Raw genomic sequence first — 24,836 nt, 5'->3', positions numbered from 1 at the left:
GATTTTTAAAGGAGATTTCAATTGAATAAAAAACTCAAATTAATTGAAGTTTGTCGTATCTCACCGCCCGCTATACATGCAGCCTTTACTGATTTGATGGAAAATCCCTACGACAAAAGTAGTAATTCATTGTTGTGTTGTTATCGCCAGGCAACTAATCATGTGAGCAAAGATGGGGTAATAGTTATCCTCACTGTTTGCGAAAAAACGTTTCAGGTTGTCAGTAAGGTTCTGATTAGTGAACCTGGCACAGATTTAAGAGATCCTAAACTGATGTTTGACGGGCATAGGGTAATATTAACGGCCTTTGCAAAGACTATTGATGAAAATGCTCAAGCCCACACAAAAATGCTCAGCGTTTTCACTACCACTGGAAAATCTTGGTCTAGTAAACACTGGTTTGGGGATGATGGATGGTGGATATGGAGGCCACAATGGATAAACAATAAAGCGTTCGGTTTTGCTTATCATCGTCCAGCTGAACACATTTCGCTGTATGAAGGCGACCCAACACGAGCCATGCGCATTCACAAATCAAACGTTTTTGGACTAGCTAAAAACAACAAAGGTTTTCCGAATGAAAGTGCACTTCTGTTTAACTCTGAGGGGCACGCCGCTGTTTTTGTGAGACGTGACTCTGATACATTTTCTGCTCATTTTGGCACTTCCAAACCACCTTATACAAAGTGGAACTGGTGTGATTTAGGTATCTATATTGGTGGACCTTGTGCCGTAGCCTTAAGCGAAACCACATTTTTGGTCGCTGGCCGGCACGTAGATTGGGAAAATCGGAAGTTTTCAACGCGTATTTGGCATTTCGATGCAAAAAGCAAACAGCTTACCGAGGTACTAACATTGCCTAGCAGCGGTGATACGAGTTATCCAGGAATAGTATTAAAAGATGATGTCCTTTATATGTCTTATTACTCAAGTCACATCGATAACGAGGCCAGAGTTTACCTGGCCAAGATCAAGGGCATCAATTCGCTATGTTAGCGTCTGTTAAATGTAGTTGAACAAAGATAAGTTAGATACCTGAGGAAAAGTTGTAAGCGCAGCATTTAGCGCAGTTTCTTGCTTTGCGAATTCAGTAGACGCTTCAGCATAGTCAACGTCTTGAATAGAAGAGCGTTGCGCTTTGGCAGCAATTTCCATATCCAAGTTACTTTCGTAAGTACTTTCAGCAATGTTTAGGCGACTACCTATAGAGGCCCGCTCAAGCGATATTTTCTCTAACCCGTTATCTAAACCGACCAATGCATCGGCAATAGCGTCTTGTAATGCGCCATGATTAATGGTGCTATCCGATAGCAATGTTTGCACTTCGTGAATGGTTTGCGCCATGCTCTTTTTCTCTGGCTGATCGAGAGAAAAATCAATGCTCGTACCCGGAGCTGCTACGGCATCAAACTGCATTCCTTTTATTGTGAACGGTTCGCCAGACGTGTAGCCCACTGTGTCAATAACTGCACCGCTGTTTTGATTAACAAGTTGTGCCTGACCTGAGCCCAAAAAGTCTATGCGAAAATCGTTATTCGAGCTATTCACCGCGTCGTAGTTATTGTTAAAAAAGGTATCAAAGGTGCCTTGTTCTGAAATGGTGGCTCCGTCTAACGATCCCACCGTACTACCAGTAACCGAGAAGTTAAAACGAGATAATACATTTTCAAAAACTTCATAACCGTTACTGGTTGATTGAATTTTTGAACTGTTAGAAAGTTGGATAAAATTAACACCAGCATCTCCAGAGAAAGAGATGGCATTACCCCCAGACGCGGGGTTGTAAGTAAACGCCTGGTTTCCAGACTGAAAGCCCGCATACAAATAATTTCCGTCTGCATCTTGGGTATTCATCAGATCGAACACCTCAAGCTTTATTTGCTCTAACTCTGAACCAATAGCACGTTTGTCAGGATCGTCTAAAATCCCATTTCCAGCTTGAACGATAAGCGTTCTCGCACGATTTATTGAGTTGGTAATATTTGTCAGCACAGCCTCTTGCTGTTCAAGCGACCCCGTTACCAAATCATTATTGCGTTGAAACTGAGTAAGCTCATCGATTTCTTCGGTTAAGCGCAGTACTTTCGCTGCTCCAACAGGGTCATCGCTGGGCGTGATTATGCGTTTACCTGAAGCTAGCTGTTCTTGGGTTTTCGCCAAGTCGCCCTGATTTTGCATAATCGAGCGCATGTTTTGATCATAAATTTGATTCGTTGATATACGCATAGCTCACCTACCTTGCTGATTGCAAAATGGTATTAAATAATTCTTGGGCCGTAGATAAAATACGTGCTGCAGCTGCATAGCTCTGCTGGTATTTTATCAAGTTAGCAGCTTCTTCGTCCAAGCTTACGCCCGACACAGACTCAAACCAGTTTTGCGATTGAACTTTCATCGCTTCAGCCGAAGCCAATGAGACACTAGCCATTGATGCATCTTCACCAATACGCCCTACCATAGACGCATAGGCATCTTGAAACGTTCTTGGCGTATTGGTTGCTTCACTACTCACCTGAACTTTATTTTCATTCTGAAGAGCAGCTAAATTAAGCGCATTGCTGTTATCGTTGAACCCATCTGTATTATAGCTAATTGAAAAGCTATCACCTGCTTTTGGCACACCATCTAAGCTCAGATCAAAACCTGGATCAGGACTTATTCCCGCTTGAGTGATAAGGTTCGTTAAATCCGTTGTACCCGTTACAGTAGCTAAAACCGTCCCGCTTCCATCTAACACTTCATAGGTATCGGCAGCCGTAAAGCTAATTTGAGCGGGTGCTGAATTTAAAAGGCCACCCGCTCCATCAAAAGCAGAGGTTCCCACTTCCGTATTCGAAACAGTTACATCTATTACGTTAGCGCTGCCTAAGTTTGTACTGTCAGCCCCAGCTCGTACCGGATTGGCGAAAGCTAAATCCTCTGGGCGATTTGTATCTAAACTTATATTTGAAGCCACATCCTTTGTTGGCTGAATCAAAAACTCGTTACCCACGGTGTAGGGATCGCTCCCTGCAAAGTCTATTTCGATGCCGCCAGGTAGCTCATTAAAACCTGACGTAACAGCAAAGTTTGAAAAAATGATATCATTGCCTGAACCGTCTTTTTTAGGCGTGCCGTCTGGATTTAGAAATGTGATTTCTATTTCACTGGGTACACCAGCGGCAACGGCCGTCACTTCAATTTTGTAATCGGCGTCGGTTAATTCAGCGCCCTTGCCTTCGGTGATTTGTGCTGTAACTACGTAGTCGCCATTGGTGTCTTCATAGGCTAGCCCTCTAAAAGAAGGAATGTCGAAAATGTTACCGCCTATTTGCCCGTCTAAGTCCATACCCAGTTTATTCTGCGTATTCATCGCATCGGCAAAAGCGACGGAGAGCTGACCTACGTCGCGCATTGTTGGTCCTAAAACTTCATTGCGATACCTAAACAAGCCTCCTAAAGCTCCGCCTAAGTCTTCTTCGACGACACGTATTGAAGCATCGTTTTTAGTTTGCGAGCCAAAATTAGTTTCTAGTTTGATCTCTTTGGTCGTTAAATCAGCGTTAGAACTTAACTCAAAAAGATTGAATGCGCCGTTTTCGAGTACGAGTGACTCGCCGGAAGTTAGGTTAATAGTAACAGCGCCGTTTTGAGTGGTGCTCTCTTTTACAGTAATTCCCATTATTGAGGCAAGCTCGTCTATCGCCTGATCTCGTTCGTTAAGAAGAGCACTGGGCTGGTCACTCGTATTGTTGCCGTTTGCAATAACAATATTGCGATTTAAATCACCAATATTGCCTATTAGGGTATTCGCTCTGTTAACCATTGAAGTGAACTCTAAATTGAGCTCTTCTTCTTTTTCCAACATATAATCCGACAAGGTTCTCATTCGGTTATAGAGGGATTCAGATTTACTAAGTACCTGTTCACGAGATGCAAGGTTTGTTGGATCGTCGGCGGCGGTTTGCAATGCAGAAAAGTATTCACTTAACCCCTGAGAAATAGAGTTGGCTTCGCTGGCCAGAAGATTGTCAATTGCCGTAGTTTTACTAGAAAAAGCTTCGAGTTCACCTACCGATGTAATATCACGACGCAGTTGGTTTTGTGCAAATACGTTGATAACGCGCTCAGTATTTCCAATCTCCACACCGAATACTTGGCTGTTTTGAAGCTCCGTGCGCTCGCGGACATAACCAGGTGTATTCACATTAGCAATATTGTTACTCGTAGTTTGAAGTAACTTGTTGCTAGCGTTTACGCCGCTTGTAGCTAATGAATATAAATCAACAGAACTCACTGTATTCTCCTCACCTATAGCTTCTAAACTATGGCATCAGCGCACTAAGACGTTCGCTGTTGTAAACGGCCATTATCTTGCTGGCATATTCAGGGTCAGTAGCGTAACCCGCGTCTTGAAGCGCACTTGTGTAACGCGCAGCATCTGAAGCATTTTCCACAGCATGGCTATAGCGAGGCTGTGAGGTAATAAAGCGCCCGTAGTCTTCCATTGCCTCTTCTACCGATGAATAGGATCTAAATGCAGCTTTTTGTTTCTGTGGCAGCCCGCTGTTGAATTCCAGTGTGTCGACTACGGCCTGGTCGCCCTGCCATCCTTTGTTCGCTTTGATACCAAACAAATTGTGTGAACTACTTCCGTCAGCTTTATGGATAACGAATTTTCCCCAGCCTGTTTCTACCGCAGCCTGAGAAATGATTGCTTTCGGATCCATGCCGTATTTTGCCGCTACTTTCTCAGCAATAGGCATAAGGCTCTCAACAAAGTCTTCGGGACTTTTGAACATGGCATCTTTTTGCGCCGACTGGCTTTTGATCGAATTAGAGGAAAGTGCTAAATCTTGTGCCTCAGCAACCTTGTACTCACGGTTTCTATTTAACGATGAAATATCACCGTCACTTCTTATGACACTCGCTGGCGTATAGCTATCTTCGGTCTGACCCAGCTGTTTCACAATGACATCAGCTAACCCCAGGCCTCCGCCTGATGTTAAATCTGTAGCCAGCTGTTGGTCGTGCATGTCACGGTAAAACTTCACTTGTTGAGAATTGAACGGACTATTTTCATCGGCAAGGGCATCTTGTGCTTTACGCATAGACTTCAACATCATTTGCACAAATATTGCCTCAAACTGCTGAGCAGCTTCTTGCAATACCGTTTCATCGCCTGACGCAATGGCTTCACGCATTTTGTTAATGCTGCCCATATCATGGACATTACGTGCCATATCAAGCTGATTTTTTGTGCTTAGTGCTTCCATCGTATTTGTTCCGCTCTAACCTTCAGTGTTCCTATCAGATACTCTTAAAAACTACTCGCTTGCTTTAGATAATCACAAGCTCACCGCGTAAAGCGCCCGCTTGACGCAGCGCCTCTAAGATGGCCATTAAGTCACCCGGAGCAGCGCCCACTTCATTAACCGCACGCACAAGTTGATCAAGCGTAACGCCTGGCTCAAACTTGAACATTCTGCTATCAGCCAAGTCCACATCAACAATTGACTGCGTTGTTACCACGGTCTCACCGTCAGCAAATGCATTGGGTTGAGCAACCTGCTGGTTTTCAGAAATCGTTACCGTTAAACCGCCGTGGGTAATTGCCGCGGGCAATAAGCGAACATCGCTGCCTATTACGATTGTGCCGGTACGGCTGTTTATCACAACGCGTGCTGGTGCATCTGCTGGCGTGAATTCAAAGTTTTCCAGAGTAGCCAAGAAGCCGACTCGCTGGCCCACATCACGTGGAGCAGTAACTCGGACCGATGCAGCGTCAATGGGTTTTGCAATGATGTAGCCATTTTCAGGCTGCGCACCTAAGCGTTCGTTAATAGTGTCTGCAAGAGCTTTTGCAGTTGAAAAGTCTGGGTAATGAAGATTAAGGGTCAGCGTGTCGCCATTGGCAAAACCGCTTGGAACCGATTGTTCAACCATGGCGCCGTTCGGAATTCTGCCAACAGTAGGTGTATTCACAACAATGCGAGAACCGTCTCCACCCTGCGCACCGAACCCACTAACCACTAAGCTTCCTTGCGCAACTGCGTAAACTTTGCCATCAACCCCGCGAAGAAACGTTTGAAGAAGTGTTCCACCTTGAAGGCTCGACGCTTCGCCTACGGAAGAAACCGTAATATCTATGGTTTGACCAGGCTTTGCGAAAGCAGGCAATTCAGCATGTACAGCCACCGCTGCAACATTCTTAATTTTGGGCTTAGTGTTGGCATCTAAACTAATACCAAAATTACTCAGCATCGTTCTAAAGCTCTGCTCGGTGAATGGGCTTTGCTCCCCTGTACCAGGTAAACCAACAACAAGACCATATCCCACTAATTGGTTACTACGAACGCCCTGTATGCTCGCTAAATCTTTAATGCGCTGCGCCGCTGCTTGTGAAGATAAAAGCAGTGCAAATACGGCTAATACGACTGAAAATAAACGCATGTCCACTCTCCTACCAAAGCCTAAAGAGGCCACCAAGTTGAATCAAAGAACTTAGTTAACCAGCCCTTTTCCTGTGCTCTTGCAAAAGTACCCGTGCCTGAATATTGAATGCGAGCATTGGCTACCTTCGTAGACACTATCTCATTCTCAGGGCTGATATCTGCAGGGCGAATAATGCCAGTTAGACGGATATACTCATCGCCGTGGTTCAACGTTAGCCACTTCTCACCGCGAATAACCAAATTATTGTTTGGCAATACGTCTACAACGGTTACCGAAATAGCACCGTCCAGGCTATTACTTTGGTTTGCTTCTGCATCACCGGTGAAATCACGGGAAGAGCCGATACCTAATTGAATAGATTGACCACCAATATTCACAGCCTGACCGCCAAGACCCGTAATCGTATCTAGGTTTACATTGGTATCTTTGGCTGTAGAAGTATCTGCAGATTTACTCGCAGAAGTGCTTTCGTTAAGGGTAACCGTAATGATGTCGCCAACTCGCCTAGCGGTAACATCTGAGTACAAACTGTTTGCCATGTGTGAACGAAACAAAGACCCATCTTCTACTACCGTTTCACGCGGGTAATCTGGCACTACTGGTGCAAACGAGGGGTCGTTAGCCTGTACAGGTGGTTCAGTTGTACTGGCGCAACCGCCTAGTAGCAGTAGAGCAGCAGATAAACCTAAAATACGCATGACGCTACCTATTAAAGTTGCTGGATAACTTGACCAAGCATTTGGTCGACCGACGAAATGACTTTCGAGTTCATTTCGTACAAGCGCTGGCTTTCGATAAGGTTCACCAACTCTTCAGTTACGTTTACATTTGACGTTTCAAGGGTACCCTGAGAGATGTAACCTAAACCTTGAAGTCCAGGTATACCTTGAATAGGCGCACCGCTTGATGCTGTCTCTACGAAAAGGTTCTGTCCCGTAGGTTGAAGTCCCGTCGGATTCACAAAATCTGAAATATTTAACTGACCCAATACCTGAGGCTCTGCTTGTCCTCGGATACTCACGCTTATTTCACCATCTTGTGAGATAGTGATTTGCTGGGCATCTTCAGGAACAGCCACTTCAGGCTGAAGTAAAAAGCCAGCGCCAGAAGTAACAATTTGACCTTGGTCGTTAAGTGAAAACTGACCATTCCGTGAATAAGCAATAGTGCCGTCGGGCTGCAAAATTTCAAAATAGCCGCGGCCTTGAATTGACATATCCAACGCATTTTCAGTGGTCAGCAAGTTACCCTGCGTATGTGCTTTTTGCGTAGCGACCACTTTTGAACCTGAACCAAGCATTAGTCCAGATGGTAGTTCGGTGTCAGCAGAGGAACGACCGCCTGGCTGGTTGATATTCTGATAAAGCAAATCTTCAAATACTGCGCGGTCTTTTTTAAAGCCTACGGTTGATGCGTTTGCTAGGTTGTTAGACACCACTGCCACATCGGTTTGTGCGGCGTCTAGTCCGGTTTTACTAATCCATAGTGCTGGATGCATGTTAACCTCCGACGTTGCTCAAAGGGCAACGGTGTTTAAAATTCGTTTACAGTATGCGCAACAAAGAATTGCCACGGGTATCAAGCTCTTCCGCTTGTTTCATCACTTTTACTTGAAGCTCGTAGTGACGCTGAAGACTTATCATGTCTACCATCTCTTCAACAGCATTTACGTTAGAACCTTCAAGCATGCCAGACGCCACTTTTACGTTAGCGTTAGCGGGCGCAATTGAGCCATCTTCCATTCTAAATAAGCCGTCGGTGCCCCGCTCCATATCAGCGTAGTTTGGAGAAACTAGCTTGAGACGTCCTACTTCCTCGATAACATTGGCTGGGGCTCCTAGCTGTCTCATGGACAAGGTGCCATCAGCGGCAATGTTAAGATTGTCCAAAGGTACTGGAAGAAAAATAGGGCCGTTGTCGCCTAGCACCACACGGTCGTGAATGTCTGTCAAAATTCCGTCATCGCCTAGTTTGAAGTTGCCATCTCTGGAATAAGCTTCTTGACCATTTTGATCTTGCACCGCAAACCAACCATCCCCTTGAATGGCCACATCTAAATCTCGATCCGTTTTAATCATTGGACCCGACTCATAATTGTTAGACGGGCTTTCAGTCATAGAAAACACGCGGGTTGGCAAACCTTCGCCGTAAGCCGGCATCGATCTCGCTTGCTCTAATTGAGCTCTAAACCCGGTTGTCTGCGCGTTGGCTAAGTTATTGGCTCTAACCCCAGTTCCTAATAGGTCTTGGGATGCGCCACTTGCTGCAATGTAGAGAAGTTTGTCCATGACTGACTTTTGACTCTGATTAAACCTTAAGCAAGATTTTGCAAAGGCGATGCCAACCTGTGGATTTTTAACTCAAGTAGAAAATATGAAAGGTATTAAATTGATATTTAAAGGAAAATAAAAGAGCCGCTGTTGTGCGGCTCTTGTAAATATCGGCAATAATGGCGGGCTTGAACGCCAACGTATTGCCGCTTTTATATTCTAATAGACGGCGCTTTACCTTAACTATCGAATGTTCAGAATAGTCTGGTTCAGTGAGTTGTTAACTTCGAGCGCTCTTGAGTTAGCCTGGAAGTTACGCTGAGCAATGATCATGTCGATTAGCTCGGTGGTCAGGTTAACGTTGGCTTGTTCAAGGGCTGATGAATTAATCTCACCGAAGGTACCGGTTGTTGCTTCACCCGCTAGAGCCTCACCTGAAAGAATACTTTCTTTCCACTGTGTGCTGCTCTCTTGTGTTAGGCCTTGTTCGTTAGAAAAACGCACCAGTGCAACACGAACAATAGGCTCAGAGGTTCCGTTAGAGAAAGTAGCGCGAACTAGGCCATCAGGACCGATATCGATACCTGTTAATCGGCCTACTGGCAGACCATCTTGCTCTAATGACGTTACTTCAAAAGCAGAAGCGAACTGAGTCGGCTCATTAGGCGTAGCGCTATTTACATCAAGATTAAAATCTATGCTTATCTGCTGCGTAGGATCAGAGCCATTTGCAAGGATACCCGCACCTAGCGCTTCAGTTTGCATTTTAAAATCTAGCGTTGGTAAGCCATCTGGCGTTTCCATACCAGAGAAATCACCACCTTGAGAGAAAATAAGTTTAGATGCGGTTACAGCATTACCTGTATTACCGCCCACCGAGTTAACTGCTGTAGTAGGGTCGGTATCGGCACCTGTCGAGTCAGTCATGTCAACTAGGGTATCGTCTATCGCGGTAGCAACATACCATTCATTATCTACGCCTACTGTATTATCTTTAATGAAGTAATAAGTCATTACGTGACTGTCACCTAATGAATCATATACAGTAACTGACGTCGCCGCGTTGTACGTTAACGGATCTTCTGGGTCAAAATCTTGCGGATCTAACGCAGCATCGCCGGCCGGTAAATTCATGCGAATATCGACTTCTGAAGTTTGCGCTGGTGAACCTGATGAATCAGGAATACGCACTGGCTCAGTGGTACTTAGCGCAACTGATGCACTTGTACCGTCAGAGTTTACTGGGAAACCCAGAAGGTTGTCGCCGTTACTGTTAACCACAAAGTTATCACTATCTAACTTAAACTGCCCGGCACGAGTGAACGAGAAATCCCGTGACGTAATTTCAGGTACGGTAGCAAAAAAGCCGTTACCCGTAATAGCAAGGTCAAGCGATGTATTCGTAAACTGAAGGCTACCTTGAGAAAATTGCTGTGCAACTTCTTGGGTAAGAACACCGTCACCCACTTTCGTTTTACCACCTGACAGCAATGATGCCGCATAAACGTCGCCAAATTCAGCTCGTGATTCTTTAAAGCCAACTGTATTAACGTTTGCGATGTTGTTGGCGGTCACATCCAAATCTTTTTGTGCGGCCGATACGCCACTCAGTGCAATATTAAAAGACATTATTGATTCTCCTACTAACTGCCGATTTGGATGACGTCATCAAGATTGATACTGACATCACCATCCAAATTCAAAATTACGCCCTGACCACTGCCGGCCAAGCTGACACTTCCAACATGACGATTGACGGCAGTATTCAGCTGAACACCTTCACCGTTTAGTTCGCCGGTAGCGCTGATAACATATTCACCAGGTTCCATCTGGTTGCCATGTTTATCTTTGCCATCCCATTCAAACTCAATGTTGCCCGCACTTTGTGTACCTGCATCAATGGTTTTGATTACTTCTCCAAACTGGTTCTCAATGTTTATCGTCATGTTTTGAACCGTTTTCTCGTTTACAATAACGCCTGAAAGGCCTTCCCCTTCATTCGCCATGTAACCGACATTGCCTTGAACTAACACGTTTTGACCGATGAGACTCGATGCCTGTAGAGCTTGGTTCGATGTCATTGAGGCCGCAAACGATTCGAATTTCTCGTTAAGCTGGGAGATGCCGTCTGCCATCGTAAACGACGTCATCTGCGCCACCATCTGATCGTTATCAACCGGTGCCGTAGGATCTTGATTTGCAAGCTGTTCAGTTAACATTGAAAAGAAATCTTCTTGGGTTAACTGCTGCTCGGTACCATCGGCGACTTTTACAGTTTCTTCCTGCCAGTACAGGTCGGTATTTAGGCCGGTGTTGTTTATGGTGTTCACTGATTAATCCTCACATTATTCAAGCGGCAAGTTACTGCCCTTGACCTAACTGCAGTACGCGGCGGAAGATTCGTTTGGTGGTGTCCGCTACCTGCACGTTTGTTTCATACGCTTTAGACGCTGACATCATATTCGCCATTTCTTCTACAATGTTGACGTTAGGTTTATAGATATAGCCTTCTTCGTCTGCCATTGGGTTATTAGGTGCATACTCCACCTGAAGTGGAGCATCACTTTCTACTATCCCTTTTACTTGAACACCTGCGCCCTTCGAGTGATCCCGCATGGCGTCTTGTAATGCTGTTGCGAAAACAGGGTGACGAGCTCGATAGGTTTCGTCATAGCTGCTGCTTACCGAGTTTGCATTAGCAATATTACTCGCCGTGGTATTAAGACGGACATTTTCTGCCTCCATACCCGTACTCGAAATTTGCATTACGTTAAATAAACTCATGACTATTGACCTCCTGAGCTAAGTGCTTTTTTCATGCCTTTAATTTTCCCATTCAAAAATTCAAGGCTTGCTTGGTAGCGCAATCCATTGTCTAAAAATCTGTTTCTTTCCGCTTGGACTTCTACCGTATTACCGTCGCCAGTATCAGGTTGAGTAGGTACGCGGTACTGCATGTCAAAATTTGCCGCAACAGACGAAGGATTGCCGCCTAAATGACGCTCATTTGTCCGCACTAATCCTGATGAAGCACGACTTGTTGCGCCACCAGATGCTTCACTCATTGCAGACTGCATGGCTTTGTTAAAATCAATATCTCTGGCTTTGTAACCAGGCGTATTTGCGTTAGCTAGATTCCCCGAAATAACCTCCATACGCTCTGTGCGTATTTTTAGTGCTGACTCGTGAAAGCCCACCAGCTTATCTAGGTTAATAGCCATAACATGACCTCTGACATACTTTAAAAACGTTTCGTGTAGACAAGCTAAACGGAAATATAAGCGTTAACCTTTTGCCGTTTTACTGTCGTTTGTTTAAATAGTTAGCAAGGCAGATGCCACAATGGGATTTTGACGGAAGGTATAGAGGTCAGTAAATCGGCTTGAGTTTTAAAAAACTTTATTTATCAAGCCGATAAGTTAGATCATTTTTTTTGGTAGTAAAGACCAGGGTGGCACTTCACCATGCTGTAGATATCACTGGCAGCACTTATAGATTCTGACGCGCCAAGAAATAGAACGCCGTTAGGCTGCAGTTGTCCGGCAATTTGTTGCAGGATCCGCTGTTTCACTTCTGCCGAAAAATAAATTAATACGTTGCGGCAGAAAACGATGTCAAACCGACCAAGCGCAGCATAGCTCGTAAGCAGGTTCAAACTTCTGAAGCTTACCATACGGCGAACCTCAGGCTTCACTTGCATAAGCCCTTTTTCATTTTGTTGGAAAAAAGCTTGTCTTCGCTGCGGAGATAAGCCTCTGGCAAGAGAGAGCTCGTCATAAATGCCAGATTCACATTTTTGCAGCATTTCTGATGATAAATCGGTTGCCACAATCTCAACGCCCGCTCTCAACGCGCCTGGACGTTGACGTTGGTACTCAAGCACAGACATTGCGATGGAATAAGGCTCTTGCCCCGACGAGCAAGCAGCACTCCAAATGCGAACCTTCTGATTTTTAGTAGATAAGGATGGCAATAGGTCCTTTAAAAGAAGATCAAAGGGATAATTATCGCGAAACCATAAGGTTTCGTTGGTTGTCATTGCGTCGATAACACTTTGTAACAAAGTGCGATCAAAACCACGAACAACAACATCAATCAGTTCATCTGCAGATTCGTACTTATGTTTAAAAAGCAATGAAGCCAAACGGCTGCGGACGAGGTATTGTTTATTCTCACCCAAAACTATGCCGCATTGCTTTTCAAGAAACTCTCTGAACTTTTGGTAGCTCGCGGGCGAAACGTCTTTATTAGCCAATCCTTTCCTGCTCCGTTATTCGCACTCGGTCATTAGCCACTTCTGTACAGCAGTTGCTAATTCGTCTGGGTGAAACTTCGCTATAAAGTCGTCCGCTCCAACTTTTTGTACCATTGCTTGGTTAAATACCCCGCTTAATGACGTGTGCAGAACAACGTGAAGTTTTTGAAGCTCCGGCGTATTTTTAATTTCTGCAGTCAAGGTATAGCCATCCATTTCGGGCATTTCAATATCAGAAACTAGCACACCAACGCGGTTGGTTACGTCGCCATACTCTTCAGCGATTTGTTTAAGACGATTAAGCGCTTCAAGACCATTTTTAGCAAGCTCGATTTCAAGGCCTAATGACGTAAGCGCTTTTTTCACCTGATTCCTCGCTACCGCCGAGTCATCCGCTATAAAGATAATTTTGTTTTCTTGACCCTCTGTCGTTAGCCCCTCGGCAACGTCAGCACTAACTTCAGCGTTTAGCGGGGAGATCTCATTGAGAATTTTCTCTACATCTAGTATTTCAATGAGTTCGTTTTCTACCTCAGTAACCGCCGTAAGATAACTGGCCCGCCCTGTGCCCTGTGGCGGCGGCATGATGGCATCCCAGTTGGTATTGATAATGCGCTCAACAGCGCCAACCAAGAACCCTTGAACCGAACGGTTGTATTCGGCAATAACGATAAACGCATTAGAGAGGTCTTCAATTTTACGACCACGTGTAGCCATACTTAGGTCAATAACCGAAATAGTTTGGCCACGAATGTGTGCTACCCCACGAACCAATGGGTTTAATTTTGGCATAGCCGTAAGCGGAGGACACTGCAACACCTCTCTTACTTTAAACACGTTAATACCAAACCGCTGACGGCCGTTCAGTCTAAACAGCAACAACTCTAAGCGGTTCTGCCCAACAAGCTGCGTTCGCTGGTTTACCGAATCTAAAATACCCGACATAGGTCACCTCTAAGTAATACTGGGCATGATCATTGCCTCTTATGATAAGAGTAGACAATATCACTAAATTTTTGCAGGTCAAACGACAGAAAAATGACACTTAAGGTTTGTTTAAGCATTACTAACCTTTCAATACTGCCAGTTAAATCTTGTCATGTTGAAGCGTGTGCTTTTACACCTAGAACTAAGCATTGTTGTTAAACCCGCTGTTTACAAACATAGATTTCACTAAGCATAGTCAATTAATCGCAAACTGAAACACGAAATGTCATGATGAAAAAGATAAACGAAAAAATGCGTACTGAATTCACTCGCTCGTTCACCCGTTTAGTAGTCGGTTTGCTAATCAGCTTACTAAGTAAACATTGCTATGCAGCGGCGTCCAATCATGAACAAGTTGAAGAAGGTGCCAAGCAGTACTTGATAAATCAACTTAACGATAATGCGCAGGATACTAACATTGATGTGAATATTGTGAAGATAGACGATCGGATAAATATCCCAGACTGTCCAACCGGTTTCCAATATAATGCGTCACAGGAAGCGCTGAACCAATCTTACATATCTGTTCGAGTAAGCTGTAAAAATAATGAGTGGTATTTGTTTACCAGCGGCCAAGTAACGAGAACGAAAGAAATTGTTGTTACGCAGGGCGCAATTAGCCCTGGAACTGTATTAACCTCATCAAATTTAACGAAGGCAAAAGTAGACGTGAGACGTCTACGCTACACGGCATTCACCGATCTAGAGTCGTTAATTGGCGCTAGAATGAAACGCCGGGTTACCGATGGTCAAGCGATACAGTCGAATATGCTATGCTTTGTATGCAAAGGCGATAGAATCACTATTACCGCCGAGGTTGCGGGAATGGAAGTTAAGACAGCAGGAATAGCGCAACAAGATGGTGTGGTTGGCGATAACATAAAAGTCTTAAATGCCAGTAGTCAGAAGGCCATTATTGCTAAAGTCGCAAGCCCTGAAGAAGTCGTGATACACTTGTAAAAGTGGGCTATAAATATCTACTATTTTGTTCTCAATTTAGCTAAAGATATTTGCCAAAAGGCCGATATACATACTAGAGGCAAAAAGTAGTGAGGACTGATTATGGCAATTAACAATATAAACAATGGGTTACCTAAAACCCCCGTTGATAACGGGAAAGTTGCGCAGCAGAACCAGACGCAACAATCTCAACAGCAGGCTTCAGCACAGTCTGCGCAAACAGCACAAGCGCCAAGACAAGATTCCGTTTCGCTGACGCAATCTGCTCAGCAGTTGAATCAAGTTCAGAAAAAAGGGACTGAGGCGCCAGTGAATCAGGAAAAAGTTGATCGTCTTAAAAAAGCGATCCAAAGTGGTGAGTACAAGGTTAACCCTGAAGTGCTTGCTAATAAAATCGCGAAACTAGAATCCCAAATATTTGGAACTAAATAATTTGGTGCTAAATAGTTTGGTGTTAAAAAATCAGCGAGAATTTATCAAACACGTTCAATGAGACAAGTATAGTGACAGAACAAGCAAGCCAGTTAACACAAGCATTATCTCGTCAAGTGGAGCAAATGACTTCACTTGCGTCACTGCTTGAAAAAGAGCTGCAGCTCATTAGCTCGCGTGACGCTGAATCTTTGATGAATTTGTTAGACGAAAAAACAGCCCTTCTGGGTTCTATTCAATCGCTGGATGCAAGCATTGAAGATGCTATCGACAACGAAAATGCGATGTCGGATGACGATGAAGCATTAATGGCTGACGCCAAGAAGCTTCTGGAAGATTGCAAATATCGAACACAGGTTAATCAAAAAGCCGTAGAGCAAGGACAGCTACGCCTCACACATTTGCGGAATTTGATGATGGAAGTTCGAGCAAAAGAATCACTCACTTATGACAAGAAAGGTAAGCCGAAAGGCGGAACTTTAGGCTCTGGAGTGAGTGCTTAGGCTTTTAAATAGTTTTGTATCGTCGCAGAGCATTAACCACGCAGTACATTCACCGCTCAGTGCATTGACTACATAGACAGCTAAGTTCACTCTATTATCACGTATTTTCTAGCATCCCACTGCAAAGTAATTAGCGCGAACCGCCTTTAACTTATTTCCTAGTAATACTTTACATCTTTCACTCGGCGCGGCTTAGCCGTCGACAAATAAATATCGTAGACTTGCTGCATATCTAAAGAAAGCTCCGTAACGTAGGTATCCTCACCCACGGGATAAGTCTTAACAACCTCGGCGCCTCTAATTACTCCCTCAACAGACGCGCGTAACGTTTCACTGTCAACTACAAGGCGTGATACAGACTGATTACCTTCTATTTTTTGACCGTATACCTGCTCGGTCAACTCGCGGTATGCATCTAATTTTGACGCTTTCATCGCCATTATTAGCTTCATACTGTCAGACTCGCCTTTTTGCGATGAAATCGGTGCGTAACCAATCGCCTTTAAAACAGGGTAAGTTTCAGGCTCAACGGTTTCCCATTCGACGTGTTTATCAATAATGCCACAACCACTCAAAGAGATTGCTAGGCCAAACATGGAAGACCGCAAAAGTAATCTCGAATTTTTTAGTCCACTCAACCACATAATTTAAAACCTCTTTGTGCATCAATGACGAGTTAGTGACGCCTAAATATTTACCTTTATAGCCTTTATAGGCTAATAACATTTCAACAAAGCGTTATGAATAACATCAGATTCCATAACGACAGTTTGCAGTCATATACCCTGGTACGAAGGAAGTAAGCAATATATGCGCCCGTTTGTTTTTAAAAATAACTTCCTCCTTTAATTGGCACTTTTTTCGCATAGTTCTCGCAAAGGTTACGACATTATTTAACCGCAATAACTAAACAACCGCAGAGGTGTCACGTGCGACAAGCAAGCAAAACAACGCTAATGGCATGTTTAAGTAGAGCGATGGCCGCTGTTTGCCTACTTGGCCTAATGGCTGGGCAAGCCCATGCCGTTTGGTATGAAGCCACAGGACAGGCTGTGGTAATGAACGGTAACAAGGAAGCAGCAAAACGCGCAGCGACACAGGATGCGCTCAAACAAGCGATGTTATTTGCTGGGGCGTCAGTGCAAAGTGTAGCCAAGCTCACTAATGGGCTTCTGAAAAACGAAGAAATGACGATCCGTTCGACAGGCGAAGTCGAGCAATTAGAGCTCGTGAGTGAAACTTATAACGGTGATGTAGTCACAGTTAGTGTACGTGCAGACATTTTTCCTAGAGGAGAAGTATGTTCAGCGCAGCGGGACGAAAAACACTTTGCCACTACTCACTTTAGGATAAGAAACAGAGCACAGCTGACCCAAGGAAATATTCCGCAATTTGATAAGGCGTTTACACAGCGATTAGCTAAGGCAATGCAAGAACAGACAGATAATCTGAGCCTTACTTACGTTGCTCCCCATACTGCAAAGTTTGATAGCCGTTATACCGACAAAAACGTACGTACTCTATCAGATCAAAGTAACACGCAATTTGTCATTATCGGGGTTATTGATGATTTAAGTGTTGCGCAAAAAGAAGTATCTGTATTTACACCTTGGCGAAGCGACACTTCATATCGTGCGTTCGCAATGTCTGTACAAGTTTATGACGGGATAAACGGCGGTCTTCTGTTCAGTTCCTCTTACGATACTAATGAGGAATGGGCGTTCGATAGGTTTGAAGACGTTGACGAATTTTCGTCAACCTTCTGGCAATCACGCTACGGCCAAGCAATTGATACGTTAATAAGTCAATTGATAGAAGATATTAAAGAAGCAACAGCTTGCCAACCTGTTACGGGGCGAGTGATCAGCATTGCGAACAATAAAATTTCGGTATCTCTTGGACGAGATAATGGCATATCTGAAAAAGATGAACTATACCTTTATCAAGCCAAGGAGGTGGTCGATAATCGAGGTAGAAGATATCTTCAATATACGCTCTACCCCGGTACATTTATTGTTGATAGTGCATATGGCAATTCGTCTGTGATAGTCAACGCTACGTCGGGAATTACTGCGAATATTCAGGAAAACGATTTTGTAGTTAAGAAGTAAATTAGCTTTCACTTTATCAAATGTAAGTCACTGACGTTGGGGGAACAGGGTTGGAATATCAACATACCCGTGTTATACCTATAACTACGTATAGTATCCAATACTTAAACTTCAGATAGAGACAAGTACTCTCTCTTATACTTTAGTATGACCTACATAATAAAAATATGACCCTTTCTCTGTTTGCGTCACACTGCTTAGCATTAGTAGCCTTGCTACTGGCTGGACAACAACTGAGGGATCACTATGTTATCGAGTTTCCAAAGCTCGAACAGGAAGTTAAAAATAATTTTGGCGCTGACAAAGCCTTACATGTCAGTGCGTTAGAAACTAAACTTCACGACCTTGAAAATAAGGCAGTTAAAGAGCAGCTTATCGGTGTAAACGCTTTCTTTGACGAGCATATCCAGTACGCAACCGACGATATCGTTTTCAAACAAAAAGACTATTGGGCCACGCCTTCTGAACTTTTTGGCCATTCTCGCGGAGATTGTGAGGATTATGCCATTGCAAAATACGTAGCTCTGCTACACTTAGGTATCGATAGTTCTAAACTTCGCCTAATTTATGTAAAAGCGAAAATTGGTAGAAGCCGAGTAACACAAGCACATATGGTACTAGGATACTATGATTCCCCTTCATCGGATCCTTTGGTGCTCGACAGCTTAGTGTCTAATGTGTTGCCAGGCTCTCAGCGGACGGATTTAATTCCTGTTTTCAGTTTTAATGATTCGGGTATTTGGCAGCCGGGTAAAACTGCACAAGTTTCTTCGTCCACCAGCAGGCTATCAAGGTGGCGTGATGTTATTGAGCGCATGAAACAGGAGGGGATTAGCAGAAGGTCTTAGGAGTCTATGTCAATAACAAGAGAATTATGGCTCGCCATAGCAGTTGTTGTCCTTGTTGCAATTGCAGGTAGTGTCACAATTCATGGAATAACTACCAAACACTATGTAGAAGAGCAGCTTTATTCAAAAAACCTAGACAACGCGAGCATGCTTGCCCTAACACTTAGTGGACTGGATAAAGACCCTGTTTCATTAGATCTCTTCATAATGTCACAATTCGACATTGGTCACTACGCCTCTATTGTACTTCAAAAATCTGACGGTGAAATTGTTTCTGAATATACTCATGAAGTGCAGTTGGACGAAAATACCCCAAAGTGGTTTTCAGATAACTTTTCTCCTATTGTGAAACCCGGTATCGCCCAAGTAAGCGAGGGTTGGGGTCAATATGGTACGGTTTATGTCGAAACAGATACCAGCTTTGCCGTTGCATCAATGTGGCGCGCCACTAAACGACTTATTTTTGGTTTATCACTGGTCGGCATATTTTCAGGCTTTTTAGGGGGCTGGGCACTGCGCTATATTATAAGGCCTTTAGACAGTGTTGTGCGCCAGGCTGAATCATTTCAGCAAATGCAATTTATCCAGCTAAAAGAGCCTCGTACATTAGAACTTAAGCGCGTAGTGCGCGCTATGAACTTTCTTGCTACTAACTCTAGAAAGATCATGGATGAAGAAAACACACGCCTTGATCTTATGCGCTACAAAACGCAGTTTGATGACGAGTCTGGCGTTGCTAACAGAGATTACTTCATTTCAATCTTGAAAGGGCAGCTCGCTTTTAGAGACACCGAAGGCGTGAACTGCCTTTTCTTTGTGAGGTTCACCGAAGGCGAAGGCTTTTTACGCTCACCTGCGAATATCAGAAAAAAACGTATACGCGATTTTGTTGAGGAAATTAACGACTGCCTTTCACTACATCATCATCAGTTTACTGACAGCCGTATAGCTAGAATGCAAAAAAACGAGTTTGCTATTTTACTTACTGAAACCCATGATGCTGTTGCTATTTCAGAAGCAGTTCATGGCGCCTGTTTAAGCGCGTTTAGCGACGTAGGTGATCCGAAGGTGTTTCAGTCTGTTGTTAAACTTCGCCCAGACGATAGTTTCTCTGCTTTACTAATGCGCGCAGATGCGATGATTGATGAAGCAGAAATGTTAGATATGGATGAACCCTTTATCGAGTCAACCCTCAAAGAATTTATTAGCTTGGTAGAGCAAAAGCGTTGGGAAAAAGAGCTACAAAATACGATTGACGAATGTGGTGTAGAAACCTTTAACTTCCCGGTTTTAGATATTGACCGCAACTTGGTTCACTATCAGAGTTGGGCTGGAGTAACGATAGATGGCGAACTAAGGAAAAGTGGCTATTATACCCATTGGGCGCGCTATTTAGGGCTTTTACCCCAAGTAGAGCTAACAACGATTACTAGCCTCATCAACTATATTAATAACACTAAAACAAACTCAAAATTCGCGTTTCTCTGTTCTGAACAGTTCATGCTGAATCCAGAAATTCTTGCTCAACTTTATTATCAAATTGGAACTAATGAAAAAGCGGCTAAGCAATTGTGTCTTGAGGTGCGAGAATCTACCGCTACACGCTTCCCTGATGAATTTAGAGATTTTTGCACAACGTTAAAAGCCAAAGATTGCGAAGTAGGCTTGAAACGAGTTGGAGAATCCTTCTCGCAACTTTTAAACGTTCAGGAAATGGGATTAGATTATGTGAAAATCGATTCGGCGTTTATGGCAGATATCGATTTCAATCCTGCCAATCACGCCTTCATACGTGGGTTCTGCTCTCTTGCGCATACTTTTGGTATAAAAGTTTATGCAGACGGGGTTAAGCGCTCAGATCACCAAGAGCTATTTATTGAATTAGGGATAGATGGTGTGGTTTCACATATTGAAGTTATAGAGCATCTTTTAGATGACTAAACTCACCTATACGAAGCAATAAGCTTATCCTGTCTTTCGCTTCAAACTTGTGAAGGAGCGTACCAACATATTCTTTAACGGTACGCTCGGTAATACCGTGTTCTCGTGCTATCTCCTTGTTGCTTAACCCTTCCAAAATACCGTTTAATACATCTTTTTCTCGGTTGGTTAGCTCTCGCAGCACAGGTAGATTCCGCTTCGTCTGTAAATTAGCAGCGACATTTGATGTAGTCACTGTTAATAATTCGTTGGGCAACCACATGCCGCCAGCTTCTATAACTCGGGCTACAGAAGACAGTAAAGATTGTGTCCCAAGCGCATGGCAATATGCTCTAGCACCTAACATTAATGCTGTTTGCATCTCTAGGCGGTCATATTTGTACGTAAGTAAAACAAGGTTATCGACTTTCTGTTTTGCCTCAATCAGTAACTGACGCCAGCTTTTATCACTTGCCATAATCCATACGCAGTCACTACTATCGCACTTTAATTCATTGACACTACTATAACTAGACCAAGAGTATTGAGTAAGCGCCCCTTGTAAGTCTTTTTCTGCAATAAAATGTCTCATTAACGCTCCCTCAGCGCAGAGGCTGTAACATTAAATAAGGGCGATAAAATGTAGTTAAGAACCGTTTTCTTACCCGTTAAAATATCTACTTGCACAATCATACCGGGCAAAATATCTAAGGATTCATCTGCAATGCTTCGCTTTGTTTCAAGTCTGACAAGGTAGTAGGTTTCATCTTTTTCATTGGTGATGGCGTCTGCACTAATGTGCTGAACTTCAGCCGACATGCCACCATAAATTGTAAAATCGTATGCACTAAATTTCAGGATGGCCGGCTGCCCTTCTCTAATAAAAGCGATGTCTTTCGGTGAGACTTTGGCCTCAACAATGAGCTGGTCGTCTTGAGGTACTAGCTCGACAACGGCGCTACCCGGTGTAATAACGCCGCCAACCGTGTTGATAAGTAGCCGTTGAACCGTTCCATTGATAGGCGAACGCAAGTCAGCTTGCGACACAACATCTTCTAAACTCGTTTGAGACTGCTGTAACGTCGCCATTTCGGCGGTAGCCTCGGTCAACTCTTGATTCCATCGATTGACTAGCTTGAGGCGGGCTTCTTCCTTCTTAATAATTTCTTCTTCAATAGCATTTAACCCACGCTCTATTGCAACTTTAGATTTGGTGATATTGCCTTCAAGTTCGACGATTTGACGCTCTAATCGAAGAATTTCGATTTCCGACACAGCTCCAGATGCTAACAATGGTTTAGTCACCGCCAGCTCTTTTTTAGAAAGCGTCAGCACATTTTGATATTGGGATAGATTAGCTCGCTCTTCTTCAACATCTTGTCGGCGCTGTAAGATACGCGAATCAGAACCCGCCGCAATTTCATCAAGCTCAGCTAAATTCGAGTTATAGAGTTTTCGCTCATTATCAACGATGGTAGGCGCTTCTTCTTGAAGCTCTCTATTAAACCGCAACACCTCGTCCTGGGTAAGCGCAGACAGGCGCTGAACCTTAGCGGCAAGTGCTGCAAACTGAGTAGTATTTTCCTCTAAACTGGACAAAAAGCGCGTTGGATCAACTTTTAATAACACCTGGCCTCTCTCAACGGTTTGTCCTTCTCGTACTAAGATTTCCTGTACTATCCCGCCATCGTATGACTGAAGCACCTGCAGCTGCTGTGACGGAATAACTTTCCCATCACCTTTGGCAACTTCATCAATCTCGGCGAAATAAGACCACACCACTAACAAAAACAGTACTATTAATACGACATAGAGCAGGCCACGGGCTTTTACCGGCGTTTGCATAATGCGCGACCATTCCGCTTCTAACACCCAATCTTGACCTGGGGGCGGCGCAAGCCAGCCTCGCATTAGCCGCTGTAACCAGTCCTTTTTTTCACCATCACTTTTTAAAATCATGGCGCCCTCTTCAATACTTGACTGGGTTGTCTAAACTGCACGAGTACCTCTTCCTTTTTACCATCGGCAATCACTTTTCCGTTTTCTACAACAATGACCCGCTCTACCAAGTCTAGTAATGTGGTTCTGTGCGTATTAATGATGAGAGTTTTACCTGCCGTTGCCGCCTTAATCGTTTCCTTCATCTGCGCTTCATTAGTTGAATCCATGGCTGAAGTTGGTTCATCCATAATGTAAATTGCAGGGTCTCGTACTATGGCCCTTGCCATCGCCACAGCCTGACGCTGCCCACCTGACAGCAAGCAGCCGCGCTCGCCCACATTTTGCTCTATGCCACTGGCGCTTCCGTTAACTAACTTTGCCAACCCACATTGGGTAATGACTTCCCAAAACTCAGCCTCGTCAATATGTGTATCCTCTGGCAAAATATTGTCTTTTAATGAGCCGTGAAAAAGGCTCACATCTTGCGGTACATAGCCTATTTGTTTACGCAACAGCGTTGGGTCATACTGCTGAAGGTCTATTCCATCCAATAAAAGTTGTCCCGATTCAGGGCGATAAAAAGCCATGAGAAGCTTGTTTAACGTTGACTTTCCGCACCCGTTTTTGCCCAAAATAGCAACGTGCTCTCCTTGCTTGATAGAGAAGTTTATGTCTTTTAGCGCGAGAACGGTTTCATCTGGATACTTGAAGCAAAGCTGGTTAGCGTCAATATTCCCTTTTAGCACGACATTGTTTTTAATCTGTTTGTTGCTACCTGTTTCACTTGGCAGAGACATAATGTCATCAAGGGCATTCTTTGCGGTTTCAGCGTGATGGAATTGAGCAAGCAATGCGGCAGCCTGAGAAACCGGCCCCATAGCTCGGCTTGATAGTAAATAAGCGGCTATTAGACCACCTTGTGTAATCACACCCTCAATAATAAGGTAAACGCCAGTGAGGATGATAACCACACCCACCGATTGCTGGATCCAGAGCGCTGCATTATTGACCGACATTGATACTAAGCGAAGTTTTGCGTTGACTTTGGCAAGGAAGATTGTCTGCTTTTCCCACGCACTTTGATTTCTGCTTTGGTAACCAAACGCTTTAACGTCTTCTAACGACGTTACGCTTTCAGTTACAAGGGAGCTTTTACGAGAGCTAATTTCCATCGATTCTTCAGACAAAGAGCGCATTACCCGCTGCGCCTTCATCGCATATAGGAAAAGCGCAGTAGCACCAATAAGTATTGGAATGATCAGATAAAAATCGATCATGGCGATAATGACTACAAACAGTAGGCCAAAGGGTAAATCAACCAACGCCACTAAGGTGACCGAACCAAAAAACTGCCGAATACTTTCAAAAGACTGTAGGCTATTTATGAATGAGCCACTTTTAGCAGGTTTGCTCGCTAAATTTATAGACAGCACTTTTTCCATTATTTTCGCCGATAGCGTGACATCTAATCGACTTGCCGCCAACTCTACAAAATACTGTCTAAGCATGCGCAATAAAAAATCTGCGGCTAGCACAAGTAAAACGCCAATAGCTAGTGCCCACATGGTTTCTAGCGCAGCATTTGGCACTACCCTGTCGTAAACATTCATTACGAACAGGGGTAATGCGATAGAAAGCAAACTGATAAAAACGGACGCTAAAAGAACGTCGCGATATAAACCTTTTGCCGTTCTTATGGACGACCATAACCAATGCCCTACTGATGACTTGTCTATCTGCGCATTGGTTTCTTGTGCATTCATCTCGGGGCGAGCAAAAATGACATACCCTGTATAGCTGGCAATTAGCTCATCTCTTGGTACTTCGACCACAGCGTCATCTAGCTCCGGATATGAGACTCTGGCATGCGTTTTATCAAGCCCGTGTAATACGCAAGCTTGCTTATCACTTAACACTAAAACAGCGGGTAATATTGCTGTATTGATATGGTCGAAATCGCGTTTTACTGTTCTACTGGCGAGCCCTGCTCGTTTTGCTGCGCGTTCAAACCCCGTAGGAGACAACTCACCGTGGTCTAAGGGCAGTCCGCTAAGCAGGCTAACTCGAGATACATCCAAATGGTGGGCATGGCAGATTGTTATTAAACAATCCATCAATACGCCACCTTGTTTCTCAAGATATGATATGTCGCTGTCGACCTTTTTTTCCTTCAT

The 24,836-nt window shown here is 44.0% G+C and carries 24 protein-coding genes; 7 read left to right on the top strand and 17 right to left on the bottom strand.

The genetic code is table 11. The features are described 5' to 3' along the window. Window positions 1-21 precede the first annotated feature (21 nt). On the top strand, window positions 22-996 hold the full coding sequence (locus PCAR9_RS04790) for a hypothetical protein (RefSeq protein ID WP_179982636.1): 975 nt from the start codon (window positions 22-24) through the stop codon (window positions 994-996). Window positions 997-1,002: 6 nt separating this feature from the next. Here PCAR9_RS04790 and flgL read toward each other — a convergent pair whose 3' ends face one another. From flgL to PCAR9_RS04725, 13 genes are all read right to left on the bottom strand, one after another. Further along, a complete protein-coding gene (gene flgL, locus PCAR9_RS04785; protein WP_179982635.1) occupies window positions 1,003-2,226 on the bottom strand; it encodes a flagellar hook-associated protein FlgL in 1,224 nt (407 codons plus the stop codon). Window positions 2,227-2,233: 7 nt separating this feature from the next. Beyond that, window positions 2,234-4,276: a flagellar hook-associated protein FlgK gene (gene flgK, locus PCAR9_RS04780; protein WP_179982634.1), complete on the bottom strand. Its 2,043-nt coding sequence runs from the start codon at window positions 4,274-4,276 to the stop codon at window positions 2,234-2,236. Window positions 4,277-4,304: 28 nt separating this feature from the next. Beyond that, the gene (gene flgJ / locus PCAR9_RS04775) at window positions 4,305-5,255 is read right to left on the bottom strand and encodes a flagellar assembly peptidoglycan hydrolase FlgJ (RefSeq protein WP_179982633.1); all 951 of its coding nucleotides are present in this window, start codon (window positions 5,253-5,255) and stop codon (window positions 4,305-4,307) included. A gap of 64 nt (window positions 5,256-5,319) precedes the next feature. Continuing rightward, complete coding sequence (locus tag PCAR9_RS04770; RefSeq protein ID WP_179982632.1) at window positions 5,320-6,432, bottom strand: flagellar basal body P-ring protein FlgI; 1,113 nt, start codon at window positions 6,430-6,432, stop codon at window positions 5,320-5,322. Window positions 6,433-6,452: 20 nt separating this feature from the next. After that, window positions 6,453-7,133 carry a flagellar basal body L-ring protein FlgH gene (gene flgH / locus PCAR9_RS04765; protein WP_179982631.1) on the bottom strand — a complete coding sequence of 227 codons (681 nt, stop codon included), beginning with the start codon at window positions 7,131-7,133 and terminating at the stop codon, window positions 6,453-6,455. An 11-nt stretch (window positions 7,134-7,144) separates the two neighbouring features. Continuing rightward, on the bottom strand, window positions 7,145-7,933 hold the full coding sequence (flgG, locus tag PCAR9_RS04760; RefSeq protein ID WP_015066437.1) for a flagellar basal-body rod protein FlgG: 789 nt from the start codon (window positions 7,931-7,933) through the stop codon (window positions 7,145-7,147). Window positions 7,934-7,979: 46 nt separating this feature from the next. After that, a complete protein-coding gene (locus PCAR9_RS04755; protein ID WP_179982630.1) occupies window positions 7,980-8,723 on the bottom strand; it encodes a flagellar basal body rod protein FlgF in 744 nt (247 codons plus the stop codon). A 225-nt stretch (window positions 8,724-8,948) separates the two neighbouring features. Further along, window positions 8,949-10,334, bottom strand: coding sequence for a flagellar hook protein FlgE (gene flgE, locus PCAR9_RS04750; RefSeq protein ID WP_179982629.1), 1,386 nt, complete (start codon window positions 10,332-10,334; stop codon window positions 8,949-8,951). Window positions 10,335-10,348: 14 nt separating this feature from the next. Next, window positions 10,349-11,035, bottom strand: coding sequence for a flagellar hook assembly protein FlgD (gene flgD, locus PCAR9_RS04745; protein ID WP_179982628.1), 687 nt, complete (start codon window positions 11,033-11,035; stop codon window positions 10,349-10,351). Window positions 11,036-11,066: 31 nt separating this feature from the next. Further along, complete coding sequence (gene flgC, locus PCAR9_RS04740) at window positions 11,067-11,489, bottom strand: flagellar basal body rod protein FlgC (RefSeq protein ID WP_179982627.1); 423 nt, start codon at window positions 11,487-11,489, stop codon at window positions 11,067-11,069. Window positions 11,490-11,491: 2 nt separating this feature from the next. Then, on the bottom strand, window positions 11,492-11,926 hold the full coding sequence (gene flgB, locus PCAR9_RS04735; RefSeq protein ID WP_179982626.1) for a flagellar basal body rod protein FlgB: 435 nt from the start codon (window positions 11,924-11,926) through the stop codon (window positions 11,492-11,494). Between the two features lie 203 nt (window positions 11,927-12,129). Beyond that, window positions 12,130-12,960 carry a CheR family methyltransferase gene (locus PCAR9_RS04730; RefSeq protein ID WP_179982625.1) on the bottom strand — a complete coding sequence of 277 codons (831 nt, stop codon included), beginning with the start codon at window positions 12,958-12,960 and terminating at the stop codon, window positions 12,130-12,132. A gap of 15 nt (window positions 12,961-12,975) precedes the next feature. Then, a complete protein-coding gene (locus PCAR9_RS04725) occupies window positions 12,976-13,905 on the bottom strand; it encodes a chemotaxis protein CheV (RefSeq protein ID WP_179982624.1) in 930 nt (309 codons plus the stop codon). 270 nt (window positions 13,906-14,175) lie between these two features. Here PCAR9_RS04725 and flgA point away from each other — a divergent pair, with 270 nt between their 5' ends. The 3 genes from flgA (at window position 14,176) to flgN (ending at window position 15,842) form a co-directional block, all read left to right on the top strand. Then, complete coding sequence (gene flgA / locus PCAR9_RS04720; protein WP_232091119.1) at window positions 14,176-14,907, top strand: flagellar basal body P-ring formation chaperone FlgA; 732 nt, start codon at window positions 14,176-14,178, stop codon at window positions 14,905-14,907. A 102-nt stretch (window positions 14,908-15,009) separates the two neighbouring features. Then, window positions 15,010-15,339 (top strand): flagellar biosynthesis anti-sigma factor FlgM, encoded by a 330-nt coding sequence (flgM, locus tag PCAR9_RS04715; protein ID WP_179982623.1) that lies wholly within the window; start codon window positions 15,010-15,012, stop codon window positions 15,337-15,339. Window positions 15,340-15,410: 71 nt separating this feature from the next. Beyond that, window positions 15,411-15,842, top strand: a complete 432-nt coding sequence (flgN, locus tag PCAR9_RS04710; protein WP_179982622.1) for a flagellar export chaperone FlgN — start codon at window positions 15,411-15,413, stop codon at window positions 15,840-15,842. A gap of 158 nt (window positions 15,843-16,000) precedes the next feature. Here flgN and PCAR9_RS04705 read toward each other — a convergent pair whose 3' ends face one another. Next, window positions 16,001-16,438, bottom strand: a complete 438-nt coding sequence (locus PCAR9_RS04705; protein ID WP_232091118.1) for an LPP20 family lipoprotein — start codon at window positions 16,436-16,438, stop codon at window positions 16,001-16,003. 333 nt (window positions 16,439-16,771) lie between these two features. Between PCAR9_RS04705 and PCAR9_RS04700 the strand changes: the two genes are divergently transcribed. The 3 genes from PCAR9_RS04700 to PCAR9_RS04690 all read left to right on the top strand — a co-directional run bounded on the left by PCAR9_RS04700 (window position 16,772) and on the right by PCAR9_RS04690 (window position 20,742). Continuing rightward, window positions 16,772-17,953: a flagellar assembly protein T N-terminal domain-containing protein gene (locus PCAR9_RS04700; RefSeq protein WP_179982620.1), complete on the top strand. Its 1,182-nt coding sequence runs from the start codon at window positions 16,772-16,774 to the stop codon at window positions 17,951-17,953. Between the two features lie 167 nt (window positions 17,954-18,120). Further along, window positions 18,121-18,801 carry a transglutaminase-like cysteine peptidase gene (locus tag PCAR9_RS04695; RefSeq protein WP_179982619.1) on the top strand — a complete coding sequence of 227 codons (681 nt, stop codon included), beginning with the start codon at window positions 18,121-18,123 and terminating at the stop codon, window positions 18,799-18,801. 6 nt (window positions 18,802-18,807) lie between these two features. Continuing rightward, on the top strand, window positions 18,808-20,742 hold the full coding sequence (locus tag PCAR9_RS04690) for a bifunctional diguanylate cyclase/phosphodiesterase (protein WP_179982618.1): 1,935 nt from the start codon (window positions 18,808-18,810) through the stop codon (window positions 20,740-20,742). Here the strand turns inward: PCAR9_RS04690 and PCAR9_RS04685 are convergent. From PCAR9_RS04685 to PCAR9_RS04675, 3 genes are read right to left on the bottom strand one after another with little or no spacing between them, the layout of a single operon-like run. Continuing rightward, the gene (locus PCAR9_RS04685) at window positions 20,717-21,313 is read right to left on the bottom strand and encodes a helix-turn-helix transcriptional regulator (protein ID WP_179982617.1); all 597 of its coding nucleotides are present in this window, start codon (window positions 21,311-21,313) and stop codon (window positions 20,717-20,719) included. The two genes, PCAR9_RS04690 and PCAR9_RS04685, sit on opposite strands and share 26 nt — an antisense overlap. Beyond that, on the bottom strand, window positions 21,313-22,680 hold the full coding sequence (locus tag PCAR9_RS04680) for an HlyD family type I secretion periplasmic adaptor subunit (protein WP_179982616.1): 1,368 nt from the start codon (window positions 22,678-22,680) through the stop codon (window positions 21,313-21,315). The genes PCAR9_RS04685 and PCAR9_RS04680 overlap by 1 nt, the downstream gene beginning before the upstream one ends. Further along, complete coding sequence (locus PCAR9_RS04675; RefSeq protein ID WP_232091117.1) at window positions 22,677-24,836, bottom strand: type I secretion system permease/ATPase; 2,160 nt, start codon at window positions 24,834-24,836, stop codon at window positions 22,677-22,679. The genes PCAR9_RS04680 and PCAR9_RS04675 overlap by 4 nt, the downstream gene beginning before the upstream one ends.

The organism is Alteromonas macleodii, assembly GCF_903772925.1.
Lineage (GTDB): Bacteria > Pseudomonadota > Gammaproteobacteria > Enterobacterales > Alteromonadaceae > Alteromonas > Alteromonas macleodii_A.
Note: the sequence above shows the minus strand (reverse complement) of the source record. Positions and strands in the feature narration are given on the sequence as shown.

Coding starts and splice junctions, on each gene's coding strand:
- flgL (WP_179982635.1), bottom strand. CDS start 2,226: ATGCGTATATCAACGAATCAAATTTATGATCAAAACATGCGCTCGATT.
- flgJ (WP_179982633.1), bottom strand. CDS start 5,255: ATGGAAGCACTAAGCACAAAAAATCAGCTTGATATGGCACGTAATGTC.
- PCAR9_RS04770 (WP_179982632.1), bottom strand. CDS start 6,432: ATGCGTTTATTTTCAGTCGTATTAGCCGTATTTGCACTGCTTTTATCT.
- flgH (WP_179982631.1), bottom strand. CDS start 7,133: ATGCGTATTTTAGGTTTATCTGCTGCTCTACTGCTACTAGGCGGTTGC.
- flgG (WP_015066437.1), bottom strand. CDS start 7,933: ATGCATCCAGCACTATGGATTAGTAAAACCGGACTAGACGCCGCACAA.
- PCAR9_RS04755 (WP_179982630.1), bottom strand. CDS start 8,723: ATGGACAAACTTCTCTACATTGCAGCAAGTGGCGCATCCCAAGACCTA.
- flgE (WP_179982629.1), bottom strand. CDS start 10,334: ATGTCTTTTAATATTGCACTGAGTGGCGTATCGGCCGCACAAAAAGAT.
- flgC (WP_179982627.1), bottom strand. CDS start 11,489: ATGAGTTTATTTAACGTAATGCAAATTTCGAGTACGGGTATGGAGGCA.
- flgB (WP_179982626.1), bottom strand. CDS start 11,926: ATGGCTATTAACCTAGATAAGCTGGTGGGCTTTCACGAGTCAGCACTA.
- PCAR9_RS04725 (WP_179982624.1), bottom strand. CDS start 13,905: ATGTCGGGTATTTTAGATTCGGTAAACCAGCGAACGCAGCTTGTTGGG.
- flgA (WP_232091119.1), top strand. CDS start 14,176: ATGATGAAAAAGATAAACGAAAAAATGCGTACTGAATTCACTCGCTCG.
- flgM (WP_179982623.1), top strand. CDS start 15,010: ATGGCAATTAACAATATAAACAATGGGTTACCTAAAACCCCCGTTGAT.
- PCAR9_RS04705 (WP_232091118.1), bottom strand. CDS start 16,438: ATGTTTGGCCTAGCAATCTCTTTGAGTGGTTGTGGCATTATTGATAAA.
- PCAR9_RS04695 (WP_179982619.1), top strand. CDS start 18,121: ATGACCCTTTCTCTGTTTGCGTCACACTGCTTAGCATTAGTAGCCTTG.
- PCAR9_RS04690 (WP_179982618.1), top strand. CDS start 18,808: ATGTCAATAACAAGAGAATTATGGCTCGCCATAGCAGTTGTTGTCCTT.
- PCAR9_RS04685 (WP_179982617.1), bottom strand. CDS start 21,313: ATGAGACATTTTATTGCAGAAAAAGACTTACAAGGGGCGCTTACTCAA.
- PCAR9_RS04680 (WP_179982616.1), bottom strand. CDS start 22,680: ATGATTTTAAAAAGTGATGGTGAAAAAAAGGACTGGTTACAGCGGCTA.
- PCAR9_RS04675 (WP_232091117.1), bottom strand. CDS start 24,836: ATGAAGGAAAAAAAGGTCGACAGCGACATATCATATCTTGAGAAACAA.